At 52.0% G+C, this 20,625-nt stretch carries 17 protein-coding genes and 1 pseudogene; 9 read left to right on the forward strand and 9 right to left on the reverse strand.

Going from position 1 to position 20,625, the window contains the following annotated elements; all coding sequences use genetic code 11:
- Positions 1–71: 71 nt before the first annotated feature.
- Both ABMV07_RS09655 and ABMV07_RS09660 read right to left on the reverse strand, forming a co-directional pair.
- On the reverse strand, positions 72–272 hold the full coding sequence (locus tag ABMV07_RS09655; RefSeq protein WP_088266359.1) for a hypothetical protein: 201 nt from the start codon (positions 270–272) through the stop codon (positions 72–74).
- On the reverse strand, positions 272–2,281 hold the full coding sequence (locus ABMV07_RS09660) for a M3 family metallopeptidase (protein ID WP_374064536.1): 2,010 nt from the start codon (positions 2,279–2,281) through the stop codon (positions 272–274). The genes ABMV07_RS09655 and ABMV07_RS09660 overlap by 1 nt, the downstream gene beginning before the upstream one ends.
- Between ABMV07_RS09660 and ABMV07_RS09665 the strand changes: the two genes are divergently transcribed.
- Positions 2,280–3,476, forward strand: a complete 1,197-nt coding sequence (locus tag ABMV07_RS09665; protein ID WP_374064537.1) for an alpha/beta fold hydrolase — start codon at positions 2,280–2,282, stop codon at positions 3,474–3,476. The two genes, ABMV07_RS09660 and ABMV07_RS09665, sit on opposite strands and share 2 nt — an antisense overlap.
- Here the strand turns inward: ABMV07_RS09665 and idi are convergent.
- From idi to ABMV07_RS09690, 5 genes and pseudogenes are all read right to left on the reverse strand, one after another.
- The gene (gene idi / locus ABMV07_RS09670; protein WP_374064538.1) at positions 3,466–4,017 is read right to left on the reverse strand and encodes an isopentenyl-diphosphate Delta-isomerase; all 552 of its coding nucleotides are present in this window, start codon (positions 4,015–4,017) and stop codon (positions 3,466–3,468) included. The genes ABMV07_RS09665 and idi overlap by 11 nt on opposite strands.
- 18 nt (positions 4,018–4,035) lie before the next feature.
- Positions 4,036–5,661, reverse strand: coding sequence for a hypothetical protein (locus ABMV07_RS09675; protein ID WP_374064539.1), 1,626 nt, complete (start codon positions 5,659–5,661; stop codon positions 4,036–4,038).
- A complete protein-coding gene (locus tag ABMV07_RS09680; protein ID WP_088266364.1) occupies positions 5,662–6,240 on the reverse strand; it encodes a DUF3558 family protein in 579 nt (192 codons plus the stop codon).
- 246 nt (positions 6,241–6,486) lie between these two features.
- Positions 6,487–7,612: pseudogene (locus tag ABMV07_RS09685) on the reverse strand (HNH endonuclease signature motif containing protein).
- A 212-nt stretch (positions 7,613–7,824) separates the two neighbouring features.
- Complete coding sequence (locus ABMV07_RS09690) at positions 7,825–8,340, reverse strand: hypothetical protein (protein WP_088267207.1); 516 nt, start codon at positions 8,338–8,340, stop codon at positions 7,825–7,827.
- 112 nt (positions 8,341–8,452) lie between these two features.
- Between ABMV07_RS09690 and ABMV07_RS09695 the strand changes: the two genes are divergently transcribed.
- The 4 genes from ABMV07_RS09695 to ABMV07_RS09710 all read left to right on the forward strand — a co-directional run bounded on the left by ABMV07_RS09695 (position 8,453) and on the right by ABMV07_RS09710 (position 13,797).
- The gene (locus tag ABMV07_RS09695; protein WP_374064540.1) at positions 8,453–10,300 is read left to right on the forward strand and encodes an ABC transporter ATP-binding protein; all 1,848 of its coding nucleotides are present in this window, start codon (positions 8,453–8,455) and stop codon (positions 10,298–10,300) included.
- 18 nt (positions 10,301–10,318) lie between these two features.
- Positions 10,319–11,449 (forward strand): MalY/PatB family protein, encoded by a 1,131-nt coding sequence (locus ABMV07_RS09700; RefSeq protein WP_374064541.1) that lies wholly within the window; start codon positions 10,319–10,321, stop codon positions 11,447–11,449.
- Between the two features lie 80 nt (positions 11,450–11,529).
- Entirely contained in the window at positions 11,530–12,834 is a 1,305-nt protein-coding gene (brnQ, locus tag ABMV07_RS09705; RefSeq protein WP_374064542.1) for a branched-chain amino acid transport system II carrier protein, read from the forward strand.
- A 9-nt stretch (positions 12,835–12,843) separates the two neighbouring features.
- The gene (locus ABMV07_RS09710) at positions 12,844–13,797 is read left to right on the forward strand and encodes an LLM class flavin-dependent oxidoreductase (protein ID WP_197695908.1); all 954 of its coding nucleotides are present in this window, start codon (positions 12,844–12,846) and stop codon (positions 13,795–13,797) included.
- Here ABMV07_RS09710 and ABMV07_RS09715 read toward each other — a convergent pair.
- The gene (locus tag ABMV07_RS09715) at positions 13,775–15,601 is read right to left on the reverse strand and encodes a BCCT family transporter (RefSeq protein ID WP_088267214.1); all 1,827 of its coding nucleotides are present in this window, start codon (positions 15,599–15,601) and stop codon (positions 13,775–13,777) included. The genes ABMV07_RS09710 and ABMV07_RS09715 overlap by 23 nt on opposite strands.
- A gap of 154 nt (positions 15,602–15,755) precedes the next feature.
- Here ABMV07_RS09715 and ABMV07_RS09720 point away from each other — a divergent pair, with 154 nt between their 5' ends.
- From ABMV07_RS09720 to ABMV07_RS09735, 4 genes are read left to right on the forward strand one after another with little or no spacing between them, the layout of a single operon-like run.
- Positions 15,756–17,282, forward strand: coding sequence for an ABC transporter substrate-binding protein (locus ABMV07_RS09720; RefSeq protein WP_374064544.1), 1,527 nt, complete (start codon positions 15,756–15,758; stop codon positions 17,280–17,282).
- A gap of 6 nt (positions 17,283–17,288) precedes the next feature.
- The gene (locus ABMV07_RS09725) at positions 17,289–18,236 is read left to right on the forward strand and encodes an ABC transporter permease (RefSeq protein WP_197688782.1); all 948 of its coding nucleotides are present in this window, start codon (positions 17,289–17,291) and stop codon (positions 18,234–18,236) included.
- Positions 18,237–18,239: 3 nt separating this feature from the next.
- Entirely contained in the window at positions 18,240–19,061 is an 822-nt protein-coding gene (locus tag ABMV07_RS09730; protein WP_374064545.1) for an ABC transporter permease, read from the forward strand.
- Positions 19,058–20,500 carry an ATP-binding cassette domain-containing protein gene (locus ABMV07_RS09735; protein ID WP_196977328.1) on the forward strand — a complete coding sequence of 481 codons (1,443 nt, stop codon included), beginning with the start codon at positions 19,058–19,060 and terminating at the stop codon, positions 20,498–20,500. The genes ABMV07_RS09730 and ABMV07_RS09735 overlap by 4 nt, the downstream gene beginning before the upstream one ends.
- Here ABMV07_RS09735 and ABMV07_RS09740 read toward each other — a convergent pair.
- Positions 20,497–20,625 (reverse strand): hypothetical protein, encoded by a 129-nt coding sequence (locus ABMV07_RS09740; RefSeq protein ID WP_003852383.1) that lies wholly within the window; start codon positions 20,623–20,625, stop codon positions 20,497–20,499. The genes ABMV07_RS09735 and ABMV07_RS09740 overlap by 4 nt on opposite strands.

Here is a 20,625-nt window from a genome sequence, read left to right on the forward strand (position 1 = left end):
CCTCTTTCGTTTAGGGAGGCGTTGGTCCTGCTTTCTTAGCTCCTCTGGATTAGCCATGGTTTCCTGCTTTCCTACTCGTCAGTGTGCTTCATTACTTTAGCCTCTGCCCACCGTTTTACGCGCAGTAGCCTTGCACCAAGGACGTCGATAAGCCTTAACCAGCCGAGTGCCAGCGCTGCGCACAACGGCACGGACACGATCAGCACCACAGGGGTTTGAATCCACAGTGGTGCTGTGGTGAGTATCTGGCTGGGGGTGTCAAAGATGGACATCACATGGCTCCCGCTAGACCCCTGCGACGTAGCAGTGGTGCGACATCTTTTTCGCGTCCCCGCAGCGCTTCATAGGCCGCGGTAAAATCGTCAGCCCCGCCTCGTGAAAGCACAAGGTCGCGGAAACGTTGCCCTGCTTGACGAGGATCTTCTTGTTCCTTGAACCAATCAAATCCGTCAGCATCAAGTGCTTCGGCCCATAGGTAGGAGTAATAGCCAGCAGAGTATCCACCTGCGAAAATATGATTGAAATAGGTGGATTTGTAGCGAGGTTGTATGCCTTCGATTCCGGCGTCTTCGAGTGCACGACGCTCAAATTCTTCAATGTCTGAGGCCGACAACTTTTGAGCTTGTGCACTTGTCAACGAATGCCACGCGAGATCGATGATCGCCGCAGCAAGGTATTCAGTTGTGGCGAATCCTTGACCAAACTGGCGGGCTTCTTCAATAGCGTCAACCACATGTGCAGGAAGATTCGGCGCATAGTTACGCAAGACTTCCGGCTCGAATGCCCAGTTTTCGTTGATTTGTGACGGGAACTCCACATAGTCACGTGGCACATTCGTTCCCGAGAACGTGGGATAACGCACTTGAGACAGCAAACCATGAAGCGCGTGGCCGAACTCATGGAATACGGTGGTCAGAGAATCAATACTCAGCAAAGCATCCGAACCATCAGTCGGCGCGGTAAGCCCCATAACATTGACAACAACAGGTTTTGTGCCCAACAACTCTGACTGATCGACAAAGCTACTCATCCAAGCACCACCGCGTTTCGACGGCCGCCCATAGTAATCAGTCAGCAATAGGCCGATGCCACTGCCGTCTTCATCCTTGACCTCCCATACCTCAACGCCAGGCGCATAGCCTTCCAGATCTGGGCGCGGCTCCACAGTAATACCGTAGAGGCGATGTGCGGCGAAGAAGACTCCGTTGACAAGCACTTTCTTCAACGGAAAATGCTGCGACAGTTCTTCCTCGTCGAGCGCATAATCGCGGCGTCGTACGTGAGATTCCCAGTATGGCCAATCGGCAGGAGTGATGTCTTGACCAGCAGCTTCTGACAACAGCTTCTTTTCCGCCAGGGCATTTGCGGTCGCCGCGGGTGCCAAATCGTAAAGAAGCTTTCGCGCAGCTTTTGCACTTCCGGCGGTTTCCTCAGAAATCACATAATCAGCATGCGTGGGGTATCCCAGCAATTCGGCCCGCTCCGCCCGCAGCTGCACCATTTCCACCAACACATCAAGATTGTTATCAGCGCCTCTGCGTTGCGACGCCTCATATACCCGCTGCCGAGATTGCGGATTCTCCAACGCGCTCTGTTCCCCTTGGACCGTCGGCAACCCTAGCGGAAGCACATAGCCGTCGCGTCCCAAAGCTTTCGCATCAGCAGCCGCCGACTCAATGCGGGCCTCACTTAGCCCCGCGAGCTCATCTTTTGATGCAAATCCCACCGCTAATTTCTGCGTGGACTCTAATAAATTGCGGCCAAATTTATCGGAAAGCACCGACAACCGCGCATTTATTTCTTTCAAACGTGCAACATCTTCTAGGCCAGCACCGTGGCGAGTAAACGTCCTGATGATGTGTTCATGCAGGCGCTGCGACTCTGAATCCGCTGGTGGAGTGCACTGCTTAATCCTTTCGAACAGCTCAGCGTTGAGATACATCTCATCTGAATGCTGCGCCAGTACTGGCGCGATCTCCGCAGCAATCTCATCCATTTCCGCGTTGGAATCCGTGCCATGCAAGTTAAAAAAGACTGCCGCCACTCGTTCCAAATCGCGACCGCTTCGCTCCCAAGCCTCGACCGTGTTTTCCCACGTGGCAGGTTCTGGATTGTTTGCAATCGCAGCAATTTCTGCACTGTGTCGTGCAAGAGCCTCCGTAAAAGCAGGAAGATAATGCTCCACACGGATTTCCGCGAAGGGAGGCAATTGGTACGGCAAGTTTGAAGGTTGAAGCAAAGGATTAGTCATAAAGTGCAATCGTACTAAAGTTAACGCCATGTCCGAGCAGATCACCATAGGACCGTACGTCGGAACCGTCCACGGCAACGCAGCGCGTTTCGACGCCGTCGCCTACGCCACCTTGCCCTCCGAGTACTCCGCAGCAGTTCGTTGCTTTACCCCCACCCAAGGCGATTATCACAATAATTACCGGACTGAGCTCCATGCGACAATCACCGCACCTAAAGCAGCTCATCGCTACGCCGATTACCCCGTCATTGTTTATATCCACGGTGGCGCCTATTTCGAAGGCTCCCGCGATGATATTTCGGGACTGACCTTTGCCGAAGACAAAGTCGTGGTGGTCAGCATTGACTACCGCCTGGGAATCCAAGGTTTTACCCCCTTTGCCGCGGAAGAACCCCACCATTATCGTGGCATCGACGATTGCGCAGTGGCGCTGACATGGGTCCAAGAAAATATCGAAACCTTTGGTGGCGACCCCACAAATGTCACGGTCATGGGCAATAGCGCCGGCGGCGGAATTGCCCTATGGCTTGCACGCCGCGATCACTACACAGGGCTGTTTCGCCGTCTATGGGTATCTTCCCCAGCATTCCCTCGCGGCGGTGATCGCAGAAGCGCTACCCGCTGGGCGTTGTCGGCACCAGTTACTCAGACAGGGCTCGAGCGCTTGCCACGCAGAAAAGTAGTCCGTGCTGAAACTTCACTACGCCGCCGTTACTTCACCGACCTCGCTTTTGGACCCCATCCTTTCAACGCAAAAGAACTGGTCACACTACCTACAGTGGTCACCTACACTACCGACGAATGCGCCGACTTTGTCGGGGTAAAAAAACTCCAGAACTCACGTTGGTCCAGGTACATACGAAAGTACTTCGCCAAAGGACTCGACGCGTTGCCTAAATATATCGAGCAACTTCCTGAAGACACCTACTTTGCGCAGCTGACTTCAGATTCCATGATCCGCCGCTGGGTTGAGAGAATCGCTGCCGCACGAAATTCTTGGGTCATTGAATTCGCTGGGGAACCAGCACTGCACTGCGAAGACCTTCCCGAGATTTTCGGCACAGGCAAAGTTCACGACATCGCCGTCATCTTCGCCCGCGGATATGACCCACTTTGGCAGCCCTACGGCCAGAGACGCACAGTGCTGAGTATGCGTCTCGACGGCTCCCATAACCACACCATCACCGATCCCCTCGCCCACGTGCGTACTGGTTTTATGAAGTAATAAGCGCTGTACGAAGTGATTCATGTTGCAATTGCTCTACCATCCATGGGCTAAACGCAAACGGCGCAGCATGCACTGCATGAATGAGTTTGCTGGGCTCGACCCACACTAGTGAGTCCACCTCTTCAGCTTCAGGCAAAAGAGCATCGTCTCTCACCTCTGCAATGAAAACCGGGCAGATTTCCCACTCCACAATGCCGCGTGAATCCACAGCACGATAACTAAAATCGGGCAAGACACAAGCGATATTGACCAGTTTGTCTCGGGAAATCCCAATCTCGTGAGGAACCCTACGAGCAACGGCTTGTTCTGGAGTTTCACCTGGCATGAGATGCCCACAAGCGGAGTTCGTCCACACACCTGGCCACGTCTTTTTGCTCAGTGCTCGCCGAGTAATGAGCAATTCGCCTTTGCGGTTTCGCACATAACACGAGAACGCAAAATGCAAAGGAGTGTCGGTGGTATGTACTTCGCTTTTCACTGCAGTGCCGGACGGCTTACCGAATTCATCGGCAAGCACAACCAGTTCAACGTCATTCATAACAGATAACCTTAACGGTTATCCGCGCACCCAGCTTCCGATGACGCCAGGAACCACAGCGGGAGACTCTCCCAGCAGCGCCGCAATATTGTTGTCTTCCTCAACACTGCTAGTCACGCTCTTAGTTTTACCCCGCCTTTTTGAACCAGCCGCCCCCATCGGGGCACCCATCATCGGAGACATACGTGCACTATTAGCAGACTGCGTGCCAGCAGCACCGAACGGAGCAGAACGCGACACACCTGACTGCGGTGACGCACCCAATTGCGCAATGCTGGAATTACCCATCTTCGAGGTACCGTTTAGACCAGAATTGTGCAGTTTAGAGTTATGCGGTCCCCCAGCGCTTGGATGCATTGCCATCGCGGCTGCGCGCGAACCGATCGGAGTAGCTCCCCATCCAGTAGCAGAACTGGGGTGTGTGGATACCGTCTGCGCAGATGCCGGTGTTAATACAGGTGCACCAAACGTACCCGATGATGCAGGCATGCTTGAATAAGTACTGGTGAGCGGAGCTTTTATCGAGTTCAAACCAGAAGATGCTCCACCGCTCTGTTGGAATTCAGGGCTTGTCCAACCAGCCTGCTGTGTTGACAAGCTAAAAGGATCAATCGACTGACCGGCTCTACTATTGCCAGCAGCAAAGTCGCCTAAGTTATCAGGATGTTGCCCCATTGTTGCAGGTTGCAAAGTGGCACCAGATGCTGAGCTAAGCCCCGCATGAGAAAACTTTCCATCACCGGCGATAGTTCCCATGCCCGTTGCGATGCTTTGCCCCGAATTACCGCCGTTCGAACGCATTGTTACTAAGTTTCGGATCACCGGTACGCTTTGTCCAACATCTGACTGGATCGCTGATCGCAGCCGCGAAAGGAGTTCTTCTTCAAGAACCTTGCGCTCCATCGGATTCTCAATTTTGCTTAGCGCTTGTTGTGCCGACAATACATCCGACATTCGCATAGTTTTTAGTTGCGACATCAAACCGACATGGTTAGCCATAGTGGAGGCATTAGCCGCGAAAGATTCCGCATTCGCTGCAATCTCACCGATTCTTTCCACCGCCTTATCAAAGACAGCTCCGTGATTGTGCTCTCCGACTTCAGCTGCCACATTACGCAAATTCTGGGAAGCTTCAGTTGCCATCTCGGACAACGACTTCCAAGTCGCGACAGCCTCTTCAACCTCTGAATCGTTAGTCGAAGCAAACGCAGCCGCAAGTTCATCAATTGACGAAGCCTTCTGAACCACCGGCTGAGGGAAAGAGAAATCCTCATAGACAACATCCGGACGATTCGGGAAAGCTACTTCTTCCCCACCGACATTGCCACCCTCATCAGCAATATCCATCCCCCTAGAAACAAAATTATTTTGCGATGAAAATGCTAATCGACTCGAATTTAGCGCCTCTTTCAGCCAATTGACTTGTTCAGTCAACTGCTGCATGGTCTTCATCGCAGAGCCAATCCCACCCTTTATGACAGCACCGTGACTCGCACCAAGTTGATCAAAACCAGAAATACTGGAGTAATGGCCATCTAGGGTTGTCCTCCCAGCACGACCAGCGCCCCTGGAAGCAAAACCAAGAACTGTATCCAAGTTCTGTACATTTTGGTTTAGAACTTGTGGATTTATTTCGATCAACATTTATCCCCCTAAATGTTTATATACCTTAGCTAAAATTTCATTAGCTTCGTCGCAAAATTCTTTTTCAGAACGATCAGGAATAATGGAACTTGCAGAAGCGGCTAATCGTCCATACGGTGTCTCGATCGCCGCTTCACAATCGATAACAAATAGACCGCCTTGCCTGTCATAAGAATATGATCCTTCTACTTCATCTTTAAAATCACCTTCAATAAATCTCACATTGGGCGTAATTCTTTCTTTATTCAAGTCGTCAGATACAATCATATAGAACCCATCAATTGAATTCTTTCCAAATTTCAAAAAATTACAATCCACATTGTGGGGTCGTTCGTAATGCACTGGATCTTCAGTACGAACCAATCCCATTTCAGCGAAATCTTCCGCACTGAGCACCTCGCAGGGATTGAAGAAAGTTGCTTCAGCAGACTCAGGACTCAACGGGGTTGAGGTTCCTTGAGCCGAGCTCGAAGGCGAACTCCCTTCGCACCCTGCGAGGGCCAGCGTGGTCAGCAGTGCGAAAAGCACCGCTGGTTTCGAGTGCAACTGTGCATGTTTTCCTCGGATGAGGTGGCGCATGAGGTTATTTCCCCCTTTATTTAGAAATCTCATGACGGGCTCTTCCCTGTCCTTAAGCCTAGAGGCCGGAGGCGTACCCACAAATGGAAATTGAACGGTCCGCCTGCCACCGTTTCCTCAACCTGTGAAGGAAACAGTTTGCAGTCGCACTCACAATGTTTAGACGTTGTGAGACCAAAACTAGGTTCCACTCCATCTTTCGTCTAGCCCCAAATCACGCAAAACCCAAGGTCAGTAGAATATGCGCTACCCCCGACAAAATGGCACATCGTCACATGAATTTTTATGCATACGCAGCTTGCGGCAACGAATCCTATCTGCAACCCTTTATGCAAAAGTTTGACCTAATATTCGGTCCGTGGATTATATTCCCTCCGGAAGTGTTACAACTTTCGTACTATCTTCTAGGATCCATGACACGGATGCACCATCGCTTATTTCACAATTAACAGCCTTAGAGGCTTTCAGGTTATGGTGCCTTCTACATAAACATTCAGCGTTTCGCGCGGCAGTTTCCCCTAGGCCGTACTCTTCAACATGGTCTATCTCGCAGTTGACAGCGCGGATCGAACACCCTGGAAACCTACATACTCCATCTCTAGCTTGGATATATGCACGCATCGACGGAGTGAAACTATATCCACGAGTTTCCGCATTCTCGACCCCCTCCAGAGAGCGTCGTGAAGTATTGAGGAATACAAGGTCGACCGACTTTTTATCCAACCTATACCCGCCAGCGGTCATGAGCTCGCCAAAATTATCCCCCTTGTAGAGGCTGATAGTTACGGATTTCCCTTCTTTAGTAGCCATTAATAGCAATGCCGAAGAATCATCACATTCATGCGCTTTTGCTAACTACATTAACTGCTCTCGGAATATGGAGGCAGTTACATTATCCACAACCGCATTAATGCCCGTTTTCCGTTTCCAGCTTCATAAAAATCTATTGTTAATTCTGGAGGCGATTCCGCTTCTTCTACAGCATCTTCCACCCTCACCAATTAGTCGACAATAAAATTCTTAATCGCTTTTGGTCCGGGCATTTTCTGATTATCACGCTTGGGAGTTAAAACTTCGATAAAGGTGCATCGATCTCCTCAATTACTTCCCTTTCAACTCCCGACAATGCCTGCGCGATAACCATCAAACGCGTGATATCCAAATGCCACATTTTTAGCTGCAATTCATGCACTTTGGACAGCTTCAACAGCATAGAGAAGGCGTCGATACGCCGTAACACATACCTCTCAGACTTCCCCAGCCTCGCGCCTATGGAGGCACAGTATGAGAGCACGTTCTCATCACCACTAGACAATAAACGAACCCAGCGCAAATATTCGAATTTCTGCAGTCTACATTCATCTACACACAGCGGATCACCTGGGTTGCAGTTTCAAAAAATTCCATTTCCCCTCCTCAATGGCCTAATTATCTCATCCTTCCCCCTTTGGATGCCTCCACACTACTCCCCCTCCGTAAAACATACAAGCGTTATTCGCAATTTTTTTCGAACTATGCTAATGTTATAAAAGAGACCCACTAGGGGTCTCTGATAATTAGAGCTCTAGATACTCAGGGGCTGCTCTAAATGTTGCTTAGATTTCCTTCGAAGATGCAATTTCCAAGTACTAACTTGGCATCACTCAAGCTGCCATATCCAGCATCGAAAGCGAACTGCAGGTTCGTAGTGGCGCCAGGCCCTAAAGGAAGATCGAGGTCAACGGTGCCGGCTTCAACCCGTGGTGTCTCCGTACCGTTAATGGTGAGCACAGGATCATCAAAAGCATCGGCGGGGATAGCTACGTCATTCAAATTTTTCATTCGAACATATATGACCGACCCAGATCCTTCGTTGTTGTAACCAGTTCCTTGGATTTCCCATTCGACGTTTAAGCCTGGGTCTTTTTCCGGAGCGTTAATAAATTCAACTTTGACAGGGCTGACATTTTTTTCTTTAAACTCTGCCGCAGACTCAGAAGTCGTCGTCACCGCCACGTTAGGGGTGTCTGATTTATCAGAGCTACACGCTGCAAGTGCCGCCACAGAGGCAACGAGCACTACCCCTACTGTTAAACGTGAAAGGGAAACGGACATCATCAATAACTTCCTCATCGGTAATAAATCGGACTTCGCTCAATTTTACGCATCAGCCTTGTATGGCACCATTAGAAATTGCTGACTTCTCAACTATCGAAAGTGATGAACTTCAACCGTGCGATCTATAGCAAGAATCTTACGTAGTGCTTCGGCACTATGGCCGTTTTACGTCGGCGTGGTGTTTTCTGCAATCACTGTTGCAGTCTTAGCGCTGATCACTCCCTTCATTATTAAAGACGCGACCGACACGATCGTAGAGGCCGTCAACAGCGATATGCCGATCGACGACGCCACAAGGCGTGTCGTTTGGCTTTCCATAGCATTGCTGATCGTACAGCTAGCCAACACGATTTTGAACAATATCGGTGGATACGTCGGTGACGTACTCGCAGCTAAGCTCCGTCAAATTCTCTCAACACGGTATTTCGCCCAGCTACTCGGAATGCCGCAACGGTATTTTGACGACCAAGTTACCGGAACGATTATCGCCCGCCTAGACCGCTCGATCACTTCGATTACCCAGGCACTTCAAGCAATGGCTAATAACTTCTTTCCGATGCTGATATCTATCGCCGCGGTTTTGGGAATTGCTGCCACCTATTACTGGCCTTTGGCCGTTCTTCTAACAACAATCATTCCTATTTATATGTGGCTTACTTCCCTAACGAGTAAGAAATGGCAAGTAATAGAGGGGAAAAAGAACGAGCAAATTGATTTGGCAGGAGGTCGATTCGCTGAGGTTGTAAGCCAGGTCAAGGTAGTTAAGAGCTTCGTATCCGAAACTAGAGAACTGCATTCCTTTGGTGAACACTACGAAGAAACAGTAACTTTTACCCGCCAGCAATCCCGATTCTGGCATTTCATGGACACGCTGCGCACCGGCAGCATGAATCTCGTATTCTTTGCCATCTACCTCGTTCTTTTCTATCGCACCCTCCATGGATATTTCACCCTGGGAGACATGGTCCTGCTCATCCAGCTGGTCAATATGGCACGCACCCCTATGACAATGATGAGCTGGATGGTCGATACAACCCAACGCGCAATTACAGGTTCAAAAGACTACTTCGAAGTAATGGAGCAGCACCTCGAGCCAACAGTAAATCCTGAAATATCCGCAGCCACCACCGCCACAGGATTGCCACAACTAGATACAGCACCCACCCAGCCACTCCTTCCTGTTTCCGGTAAACCTGCCTTAGATTTCCGCGATGTTTCCTTCGCTTATAACGAAGGCGAAGAAGTACTCCACAATGTGTCTTTTCATGCAAATATTGGACAAAAAATCGCCCTGGTAGGAGAATCAGGCGGCGGCAAATCCACACTAGTTAATCTGCTACTAGGTCTATATAATCCAACCCAAGGCGCACTCAATGTATGCGGTCAACAAGCATCCGAGATTTCAGCAGAAGATCTACGCGCAACCGTCGGAGTAGTCTTCCAAGAGTCCAACCTGTTCTCAGGTACCGTTCGAGAAAATATAGCGTACGCCCGCCCAGATGCATCCCTAGAGGAAGTCATCGCCGTCGCAAAGCGGGCAAATGCCCACGACTTCATCGTGAACTTCCCACAGGGATACGACACCCTAATCGGCGAACGTGGTTTGCGGCTATCTGGCGGGCAAAAACAACGTGTTTCAGTCGCCCGTGCAATGCTCAAAGATGCACCGATTCTCGTACTCGACGAAGCAACATCAGCGCTCGACACAAAGTCGGAATTGGCAGTACAAGCTGGACTCGAAGAGCTGATGCGGGGACGCACAACGCTTATCATCGCCCATCGACTTTCCACAATTGCGGACGTAGATATGATCATCACCTTGAAAAACGGCGCAGTCGATGAAATTGGTTCACCACAAGAACTCGCACATTCAGGGGGAATTTACGCGGAACTTCTTAAACTGACTGCAAACGCCTCCGATGACAGTAAAGAACAACTCAAGCGCTTTGGGTTCCATTCATGAGCAAAGAAAGGCCAACCGATGCAATTCCCATCAATTGAAGATCTCCGCGCTCGCCACACCATGAAATGGACACGGTATGGACAAGATGTCCTACCGCTGTGGGTAGCAGAATCCGATTTTTCCACTTGCCCCGCCGTACACCAAGCCATAACTGACGCAGTTCAAAGAGAAGCCTTCGGCTATCAACCCGATGGCTGCCTGCTTTCGCAAGCAACCGCAGAATTCTATGCAGATCGCTACGGCTACCAAGCACGCCCAGAATGGATATTTCCAATCCCCGACGTAGTACGCGGACTCTATCTAGCGATCGATCATTTCACCCCAGCACAATCCAAGGTCATTGTTCCGACCCCCGCCTACCCCCCATTTTTTCATCTACTCTCCGCCACCCAACGCAAAGGTGTGTTTATCGATGCCACTGGAGGTATCGACCTACACGAAGTCGAAAAAGGTTTCCAAGCTGGTGCACGTTCCATCCTGCTGTGCAACCCGTATAACCCACTTGGAATGATTTTCTCAGCCGAATGGCTCGACGAGCTTTGCAATCTAGCCCAAAGCTACGATGCTCGCGTACTTGTAGACGAAATCCACGCACCCTTAGTTTTCGACGGGCAGCACACCGTCACCGCAGGAGTATCCGACACAGCTGCGTCCATGTGCATTACGATTACGGCACCATCCAAAGCATGGAACATCGCCGGCCTCAAATGTGCCCAAATCATATTCAGCAACCCCTCCGATGCTGAGCATTGGCAGCAGCTTAGTCCAGTGATTAAAGATGGTGCTTCTACACTCGGGCTTATCGCAGCAGAAGCCGCTTACCGGCATGGCACAGATTTTCTTAATCAAGAAGTGGCCTATCTCAAGAGCAACCATGATTTCTTGCTCCGTGAGATTCCGAAAAGAATCCCAGGTGCCAAGATCACCCCAATGCAAGCGACCTACTTGATGTGGATTGACTTCAGAGATACCACCATTGAAGGATCACCATCAGAATTCTTTATTGAAAAAGCCAAGGTAGCAATGAATGATGGTGCATGGTTCGGCAAAGATGGCACAGGGTTTTGTCGCCTCAACTTTGCCACCTCCCGAGAGATCCTAGAAGAGGCAATCGACCGCATGGCGACAGCAGTCTCCCATCACACATAACCCCCGAATCTCACCTTATGGGAAGTTAGTGTTATATTGTGGGAAATCTTTAACCCGTATTTGAAAGTTTGTGAATAACCATGGCCTCTCCCACCTCTGAGAAGAAGCTGTCCGGTGGCGCAATCATCGCCACCGCACTCATGCTGTTCTCCATGTTCTTTGGCGCCGGAAACCTGATTTTCCCACCAGTGCTTGGCGCTAACTCTGGAGAAAACTTCACCCCCGCTATCATCGGATTCCTCCTCGGTGGTGTCGCGTTGCCAGCAATCACCATTGTTGCCATGACACTGTCCGGAAACGACATCCGTGATCTCGGCTCCCGCGCCGGCTCATGGTTCAATTTGTCCTTCGCAGTCATCGCATACCTGTCCATCGGCGCGTTTTACGCCATCCCACGTACAGGTGCAGTGAGCTACTCCACGGTTATCCAACCAGTGATGTCGGAGCCATCCACAGTAGCCTCAGTAGGATTCAATGCACTGTTCTTCACCGTGGCGTTACTGTTGTCGCTTAACCCAACGGGAATCGTCGATAAGCTGGGCAAAATTCTCACCCCTGCGCTGCTGATCCTGCTGGTCATCTTGGTCACCTTGGCAGTATTCAAGCTCGATGGAACCGCAGCACCTGCCACCGATTCCTACCGACAAGCCCCACTAACCAGCGGCCTGCTCGAAGGCTATATGACCATGGACTCCATCGCGGCACTGGTCTTCGGTATCTTGGTGATCTCCTCCCTGCGCTACCAAGGCGGAAACAACGAGCGCCAAGTTATTGGCGCAGCCGTCAAGGCATCACTGATCGCCGCAGGTCTGCTCGGCATTATCTACCTCGGCTTGGGCTACATGGGCCACATCATTCCGAACGGTCAAGGTTTCGCAGATGGTGCGGCACTGCTTTCTTCCGCATCACAGCAAACCATGGGAACCCCAGGTCAAGTCATTTTCGGCCTGATCGTGTTGCTCGCATGCATGACCACCGCAGTCGGCTTGCTGGCGTCGACAAGCGAATTCTTCAACCGCCTCATCCCGGGCATTTCCTACAAGGGCTGGCTGTTCATCTTCGCCCTCGTATCCTTCGCGGTCGGCAGCTTGGGTCTGGCCAAGGTCCTCGCAGTGGCAGCACCTGTCATCACCTTCATCTACCCCATCGCGATCACCCTCGTCGCCATCACAGTCATCGAAATGCTTGTGAAGAACCTGAACCTGTTCTGGGGCTTCCGCCTTCCTGCATGGGCTGTTACGCTGTGGTCTGCAATTACAGTTATCGCAAGCGATACCCTTGCTTGGGCCCCATTCCACGACAACAGCTTGTCCTGGATCTGGCCCGCTTTGATCGGCTTCGTTCTCGGTCTGAGCATTGATAAGGCCCTCGCTTACAAGAGTTAGGATCCCCCCATGAAGCTGTCGCTCATCGACTTCGCCACAATCTACCAAGGCGAGCGTCCACGCGACAGCTTCCAACGCTCCGTCTCCCTCGCACAGCAAGCTGAGGCGGCGGGTTTTTCGCGCGTGTGGTACGCCGAGCACCACAACATGCCTACGATTTCTTCCTCCGCCCCCGCAGTGCTTATCTCGCACGTGGGAGCTCACACATCTACGATCCGACTCGGCGCTGGCGGAGTCATGCTCCCCAACCACTCCCCCTACACCATCGCTGAGCAATTCGGCACGCTCGCAGAGCTTTACCCAGGCCGCATCGATCTTGGCTTAGGTCGCGCACCCGGAACGGATCACACCACCCTAGCCCAAGCGTTACGACGCTCCCCGCACGCCGCACAATCTTTCCCTGAAGACGTAGTTGAGCTGTATCAGTACCTCAACGGCACATCCAGCATTGCTGCGATCCCCGGCGCAGGAACAAACGTCCCACTCTATATTTTGGGTTCCTCACTCTTCGGCGCACATCTGGCGGCAAAACTTGGGTTGCCTTTTGGTTTTGCTTCCCACTTTGCTCCGACGCATCTTGATGCAGCTATTCGTGCATACCGAGACAACTTTGTTCCCTCCCAAGAGCTGGATGCACCATATGTGATTGCAGCGGTCAATGTCGTTGCTGCAGACACGGTATCGCAGGCGCAGGAACAGTTGGAGGAAGTGAAACGGCATCGTCTTCGTGCGGGGAGAAATCTCAGCGACGACCAACTCCACATTTTGATGAATACCGTCGCAGCTCAGCGCATTGACCAGATGCTGAAATACACCGCAATCGGAAATGGTGAGGTAGTACGTGACTACCTCACCAAGTTTCAGCGCCATTGTGGGGCTGATGAGCTCATGGTGTCTTTGTTATCCACTTCGTGGGAGGACACCATGCGGGCTGTGGAAATTACCAGTCTTCTTGTGTCTTAGGTCGTGTTTGTTCCACGATCTTAAAGCTTGGTTCTTCTTCCTCTTCCACCATGTCGCCAACCACACCAAGGTCGCCTTCGATGACCACGTTGCCAGGAATGACGATGTTGCCGTCTTCGTCGTGAGCTAGGGCGACTACAGGAAGTTCGTTGCCTTCGAGATCGTAGCCTGGTGCTGGCATGGCTTCGTGAACTTCCAATTTTTCGGCAGTGTCAGTCTTTTGCCACTGGCGGGTTTGGATGCGTCGTTCTGCAGCCGAGTCGTCGGTCATGCCCTTGATTAGGGAGTACATCATGACGAATTGTGTAATGAAGAACGGGAACGCCACGATGATGACGACTTCCTGCAAGGTAGCGATGCCAGAGTTCGGAGAAATGATGAGCAGTGCACCAGCGACGGCACCGATTGCTACGACCCACAGCACACGGTAGCCGACTGGTGAAACTTCTTCTTCGCCAGTGGAGAACATGTCATTGACCATTCCGGCAGAGTCGATGGAGGTGATAAAGAAGATAACCACCACAAGGAGTGCGAGCGCGGAAACTAGTCCTGACAGAGGATACTCATGGAAGAAGCCAAAGAGTGCGAATGGCACATCGCCGTCGTGGACAATAGGGCCGGTGAGCTTGCCTGGGCTGTTGAGCTCAATTTCGATACCTGCACGGCCAAAAATGGCGAACCAGATAACGGAGAAAATCGCAGGCAGTGCCAACACGCCACCGATATATTCGCGGACTGTACGACCGCGAGAGATGCGAGCCACAAACATGCCCACGTAGGGTGACCAGCAGATCGTCCACGCCCAGTAGAACACGGTCCATTTACCCTGCCAGTCTGGGTTGTCGCCATAGGAGTCGGTCCAGAACATGAGGCTTGGCAGCCAGTCAGCGTAAATGCCGAAAGCTTCGGTGGTAAAACGCAAAAGCGTCAGCGTTGGGCCAGTGACCAGCACAAAGATCATTAGTAGCACTGCGAGTCCGATATTGATGTTGGACAGCAGCTTGATGCCTTTTTCCAAACCGGAGGCCACGGAGATGCAAGCGATAACGGTGATGACCAAAATGATGGTGAGCTGAACCCAGCTCACCTCGGGTACTCCCCACAAGCGTTTCAGGCCAGAGTTGATCTGCAATACGCCTAATCCAATCGAAACGGCGATACCGAAGGTGGTGGCGATGATCGAGAGGGCGTCGATAAGCTTGCCAGGCAGTGAGTAGATTCGCGATCCTAGGATCGGGGCAAATACAGAGCTCACACGTGGCGGCAGCTTACGCTTATAAATGAAGTATCCCAGTGCCAAACCTGGCAGGGCGACAATCGCCCACATGTGGATACCGAAGTGGTAGAAGGTGTAAGCAAATGCCTCAGTGATGGCTTGTTCGCTCATCGGCTCGGCATCTTGCTGTGGAACGTTGACGGAGTGGTTGAGTGGCTCCGCGACTCCCCAGAACATCAGCACGGCGCCGATGCCGCCTGCGAATAGCATGCAGAACCATGCGATGAGGCCGTGCTCTGGTTCGTCGTCGTCATCGCCTAGACGCAAGCGCCCGTAGCGGGAAATAAAAATTGCGATGAGGAAGATGAACATGAAGCTCACACCGCCGATATAAAGCCAACCGGTGTTTTTGAGCAGGCCTTGTGCAATGGTGGTGAAGGCGCTGCTGGCTTTTTCGCCAAGAAGGATCGTGGCCACTACGAAAAGGATCACGAATCCAAGTGAACTAAGGAAAATGAACGGGTCTGTTTTAAGACCTAAAAAAGGTCTTTTGGCAGAAACAGGTTCTGCAACTATTGGGTCGGACATGATAAAAACCCTAATAAAACGTTGCGTACGATACCCATTTCTGCTTGGTTTTCAGACATATAAATACCAACTCTCCCCCGATTTAGGGATCAGCCTAAGATCACGTTCAGTGCAGTTTCAACCCCGAACACACCACCGGCTACCCTGTGTTTTTATGACTTCCTTCTCCCGGAACGCGGTGGCAACACTGGCGCTAGCCGGCATTGTAGGGCTGAGCGGATGCTCGGCCGGATCGACTTCATCTCAAACACGTCACATCTCTACTTCTGCCAAGGCTGTGTCCCTCGGACTAACGGCACCACCTGCTTCTCTCGACTTCACCACAGTGTCGGGCGCAGCAATCCCCCAAGCACTCATGGGCAACGTGTACGAAGGCTTGGTGCGAATCCAACAAGACGGCACCATCGTCCCGTGGTTGGCACAGAACTGGACTGTCTCGCCTGATGGCAAGGAGTATATTTTCCGGCTTCGCGACGGCGTGACGTTCTCCAATGGAGATGCTTTCACAGCAGAAACCGCAAAGTTTTCCATCGACGCCGTTAAATCCGACGCATGGACGAACGGATTGAAAAAACAAATGGCCAAGGTGGAAAGCACCGAAGCCATCGACCACCACACATTAAAAGTGACGTTGAAGGATCGTTCCAATACGTGGCTGTGGTCCATGGGAACGCTCGTTGGCGCGATGATGACTCCCAACGGTGTGTCTGAGCTAGCAACGAAACCAGTAGGCACTGGCCCCTACATTGTAGATAAATGGGCAGTTGGCACTTCCCTATCGTTAGCTGCACGCCCTGATTATTGGGGGGAACAAACACGCAATGACCGCGTAGTGTTCCGCTATTTTGGGGATGCCATCGCACTAACAAATGCCGTGCGGTCGGGTGATATTGATGCAGCGATTGGTCTGCAAAATCCTGAGCTTTTAGAGTCGATAACTTCTCGTGGTGACCTGAAAGTTCATGTTGGTTCCACTAATGGCGAAGTGGTGCTCAGTATGAATAACAACCGTGCACCCTTTAATGACGTTCGCGTTCGCCAAGCAGTCATGTATGGAGTAAACCGCCAAGACATCATTAACACCACGTGGGAGGGCTACGGAACTGACACCGGTGGCCAGCCGGTTCCTCCTACAGATCCGTGGTACCAAGAAATGAATCGGTACCCATATGATCTAGAAAAGGCTCGCGAGCTTATGCGCGAAGCTGGTGCAGTAGGTACCCCGATTACGATTTCGGTACCGTCACTGCCCTACGCAAATTCGGCGTCGGAAATTGTACTTTCTCAGCTACGCGACATCGGCTTCGATGTTCGCTTGGAATCCACGGAATTCCCTTCCGTCTGGCTATCCAAAGTTTATAAAGCCAAGGATTATGACATGTCCGTTGTGGCGCACGTTGAGGCTCGCGATATTCCAAACTTGTTTGGCAACCCCGATTACTACTTGGGTTTTGATGATGAACAAGTTCGAGAACTTTTAGCTCAGGCTGACTCCGGTGACGCAGACTCCTATGTACCTACAATGAAAAAGGTAGTCAACCGAATCATGGAACAAGCAGGTGCAGATACCCTGTTCAACCTTCCTAATATCGTGGTCACTCAACCTGATGTTTCTGGAGTTCCCACAAACTTGGTCGCTGATGGCCTCGTTGTGTCTAACATTTCCCGCTCGGAGGACTAGCCGCTCATGCTTCTTACTCTTTTACGCGGTGCGGTGAAGTACGTAACCACACTGATCGCTGCTAGCATTCTGATCTTTTTTGCGCTTCGGATCGTACCGGGCAATCCTGCCGAGGTGGCGTTAGGCGTCACAGCTACTCCGGAAGCAGTGGCACAGTTAAGTGCGTCGATGGGCTTGGATCGACCCATTGTCGAGCAATATTTTTCGTGGGTGGGCGATATGCTCCGCGGTGATTTTGGTTCCTCGCTATTGAGCTCTACGGATATTTCTACGGAGGTGGTCGACAAGCTCATGGTCAGCCTGATCTTGGTCGGTTTGGGTATGACCACGGCTTTGTGTCTCGCTGTACCACTAGGCTTGTGGGCCGCTCGCCGTGTTGATAAGGCAGATGGCGTCTTTATTGCCGCACTTGGCCAGATCGGTATTGCGATCCCTAGTTTTTTGGCTGCGATCTTGCTAATCACGGTGTTTTCGGTACACCTTGGTTGGTTCCCCGCGAATGGTTGGGTTGTTCCGTCTTCTGATTTTTCTGGGTTTGTGTCTCGCCTGATTCTTCCGGTGTTTTCGCTGGGTATCGTGCAGGCTGCGATTATGAGCCGCTATGTGCGATCGGCGGCGTTGGAAGTTATGAACGCCGATTTCATGCGTACCGCACGCGCCCAAGGGCTCAGCATGGGTCAGGCGTTACGACGTCACGGCGTACGCAACGCAGCACTGCCAGTACTTACAGTTACGGGTGTGCAGCTTGCCACCTTGTTGGTCGGCGCAGTGGTTATTGAAAAGGTTTTTGTCATTCCTGGTTTGGGTTCCATGCTGTTGTCTGCGGTTAGCAATCGTGACCTTCCTACGGTTCAAACGATTGTGATGCTCTTGGTGGTTATCGCTGTAGTTATCAATGCGATCGTGGACCTGTTGTATGTGATCATCGATCCGCGTATTCGTCGGGAGGCATAAGAAATGCGTCATCTTTCTATAGGCGGAAAAATCGGTGCATCGATTGTGATCGCCGTAGCAGTTCTCGCCCTCGTGTCCTTGGTCTGGACACCTTACGACCCCCTGCATGTGATCGCCGATGACCGTCTACAGGGCCCGTCGATACGCCATCTTTTAGGCACTGACCGCTACGGCCGCGACGTGTTTTCTCAGATTATGGTGGGATCGCGAATCACGCTGCTCGTCGGCGTGGTTGCTGTGACCGTCGCCTCACTCATTGGGACGCCGCTCGGCATGTGGGCAGGCATGCGTCGTGGCCTGGTTGATACCATCATCATGCGTTTTTCCGACATTTTGCTGGCTTTTCCAGGGCTACTCATGGCGGTTGTTGCTACCGCGATGTTTGGCGCAAGCTCCGTCACCGCGATGGCTGCCATTGGTGTTGCTAGTGTTCCCACCTTCGCGCGGATGTCACGGGCGGCGACTATGCAGGTCATGTCGCAGGATTACATTCTGGCCGCCCGAAACGCCGAACAAGGCTGGTTGACCATTGCGCGTCGCCACGTGTTGCCCAACATCATGGGCGTGGTTATCGTGCAGGCTTCTGTTGCCTTTGCACTGGCTATTTTGGCTGAGGCTGGTCTTAGCTTCCTCGGCCTCGGTACTCCCCCACCGGATCCTAGCTGGGGGCGCATGCTGCAGTCGGCGCAGTCGTCGCTGGCTACTGCCCCGCTACTTGCAGTCTTTCCTGGCATGGCTATCGCCTTAACGGTTCTCGGATTCAATTTGCTTGGCGACGGCCTACGTGACCTCATCGATCCCCGCACAAGGAGACGCAACTCATGACCTTGCTGAACATGTCCAACGTTCAGATCATGGACGTTGTCGAAGCCCTATCTCTGTCTATCGAACGCGGTGAGCGCGTCGGTCTGATCGGGGAATCTGGCTCAGGTAAAACCATCACCGCGATGTCTATCCTGCGATTAATTCCCTCAAGCGGCAGTATCGTATTCGATGGTACTAACATCCAAGGCCTCAGCGAAAAACAAATGTGTGTCCTGCGTGGAAAGCGCATCTCCATGGTGTTTCAAGAACCCATGACGGCGCTCGATCCGCTGATGAAAGTGGGGACTCAGATCAGTCACGCCATCAGGATTCATTCCTCGGTATCTCGTGCTCAAGCCCGCAAAAAGGCTGACTCTTTGCTGCACAGTGTTGAACTTGATCCTGAGCTGCGGTCGCGCTACCCACACGAGCTTTCCGGCGGTCAACGCCAACGCGTACTCATTGCGATGGCACTCGCCCACGATCCTGATTTGCTCATTTGCGACGAGCCCACCACAGCCTTGGATGTGACTTCTCAAAAAGCAATCGTGGATCTTATTTTGCGACTCGTCGCCGAACGCGGCACCGGATTGCTATTTATCACCCACGACCTGGGTCTTGTGGCACGCACCTGTGAACGCGTACTCGTCATGCGCGAGGGGCGCATTATTGAATCGGGCACGGTTGAAGACGTATTGAAAAACCCGCGTGAAGACTACACCGCCATGCTCGTCCAAGCATCGACACTAGCTCCTGCACCCCAGGTACCGCTTAGTAGCGACGAGGTGCTACACATCGACAACGTGACCAAAAAGTATCGCGGCACCACAGCGGTCGAAGATGTGACCCTTACAGTTCACCGTGGCGAACGCCTCGGAATCGTTGGTGGCTCCGGCTCCGGAAAAACCACCCTGCTGAAAATGATCTCAGGGCTTAGCTCTCCTACCAGCGGACACATTAACGCTGAGGGATCTATGCGCATTGTCTTCCAAGACCCCATGCAATCCCTCGACCCCCACATGTCCATCGCCGACATCGTATCCGAGCCACTAGGGCATCGGGATCTCAAGGCGGTTGAACGTGCGCTCGAAGAAGTGGGGCTCGATGCAGACATGATGAATCGTTTGCCTCATGAGTTTTCCGGTGGTCAGCGCCAGCGTATTTCCATTGCGCGTGCGCTTGTGTCCTCCCCCGACATCTTGCTTGCCGACGAACCCGTCTCAGCGCTCGATGTTTCCGTACGCGCCAGAGTTCTTGCACTCCTCGACCGATTGGTCAGCGAACGCCAGCTCACCATGCTTTTTGTCTCGCATGACCTGCACGTAGTGCGTTCTCTTTGCACCACCGTCGCGGTCATGCGAGAAGGAAAAATCGTAGAATACGGTGCCACTGAGGACGTGTTTAACAATCCTCAGCACGAGTACACAAAGGCACTCATCGAGGCGATTCCCAGCCTCTAAGAAGACGTGATGTACAGCAGCACCGAATCATCTAACAGATGCTCTTCGGTGCGCTCTACATGAAACAGCTCCACCAGTTCCTCGAACTCTTGGCGTTCTGCGCCGCTAAGAACCACTTTGTTCAT

It is taken from the genome of Corynebacterium belfantii, assembly GCF_041898185.1.
Classification (GTDB): Bacteria; Actinomycetota; Actinomycetes; order Mycobacteriales; family Mycobacteriaceae; genus Corynebacterium; species Corynebacterium belfantii.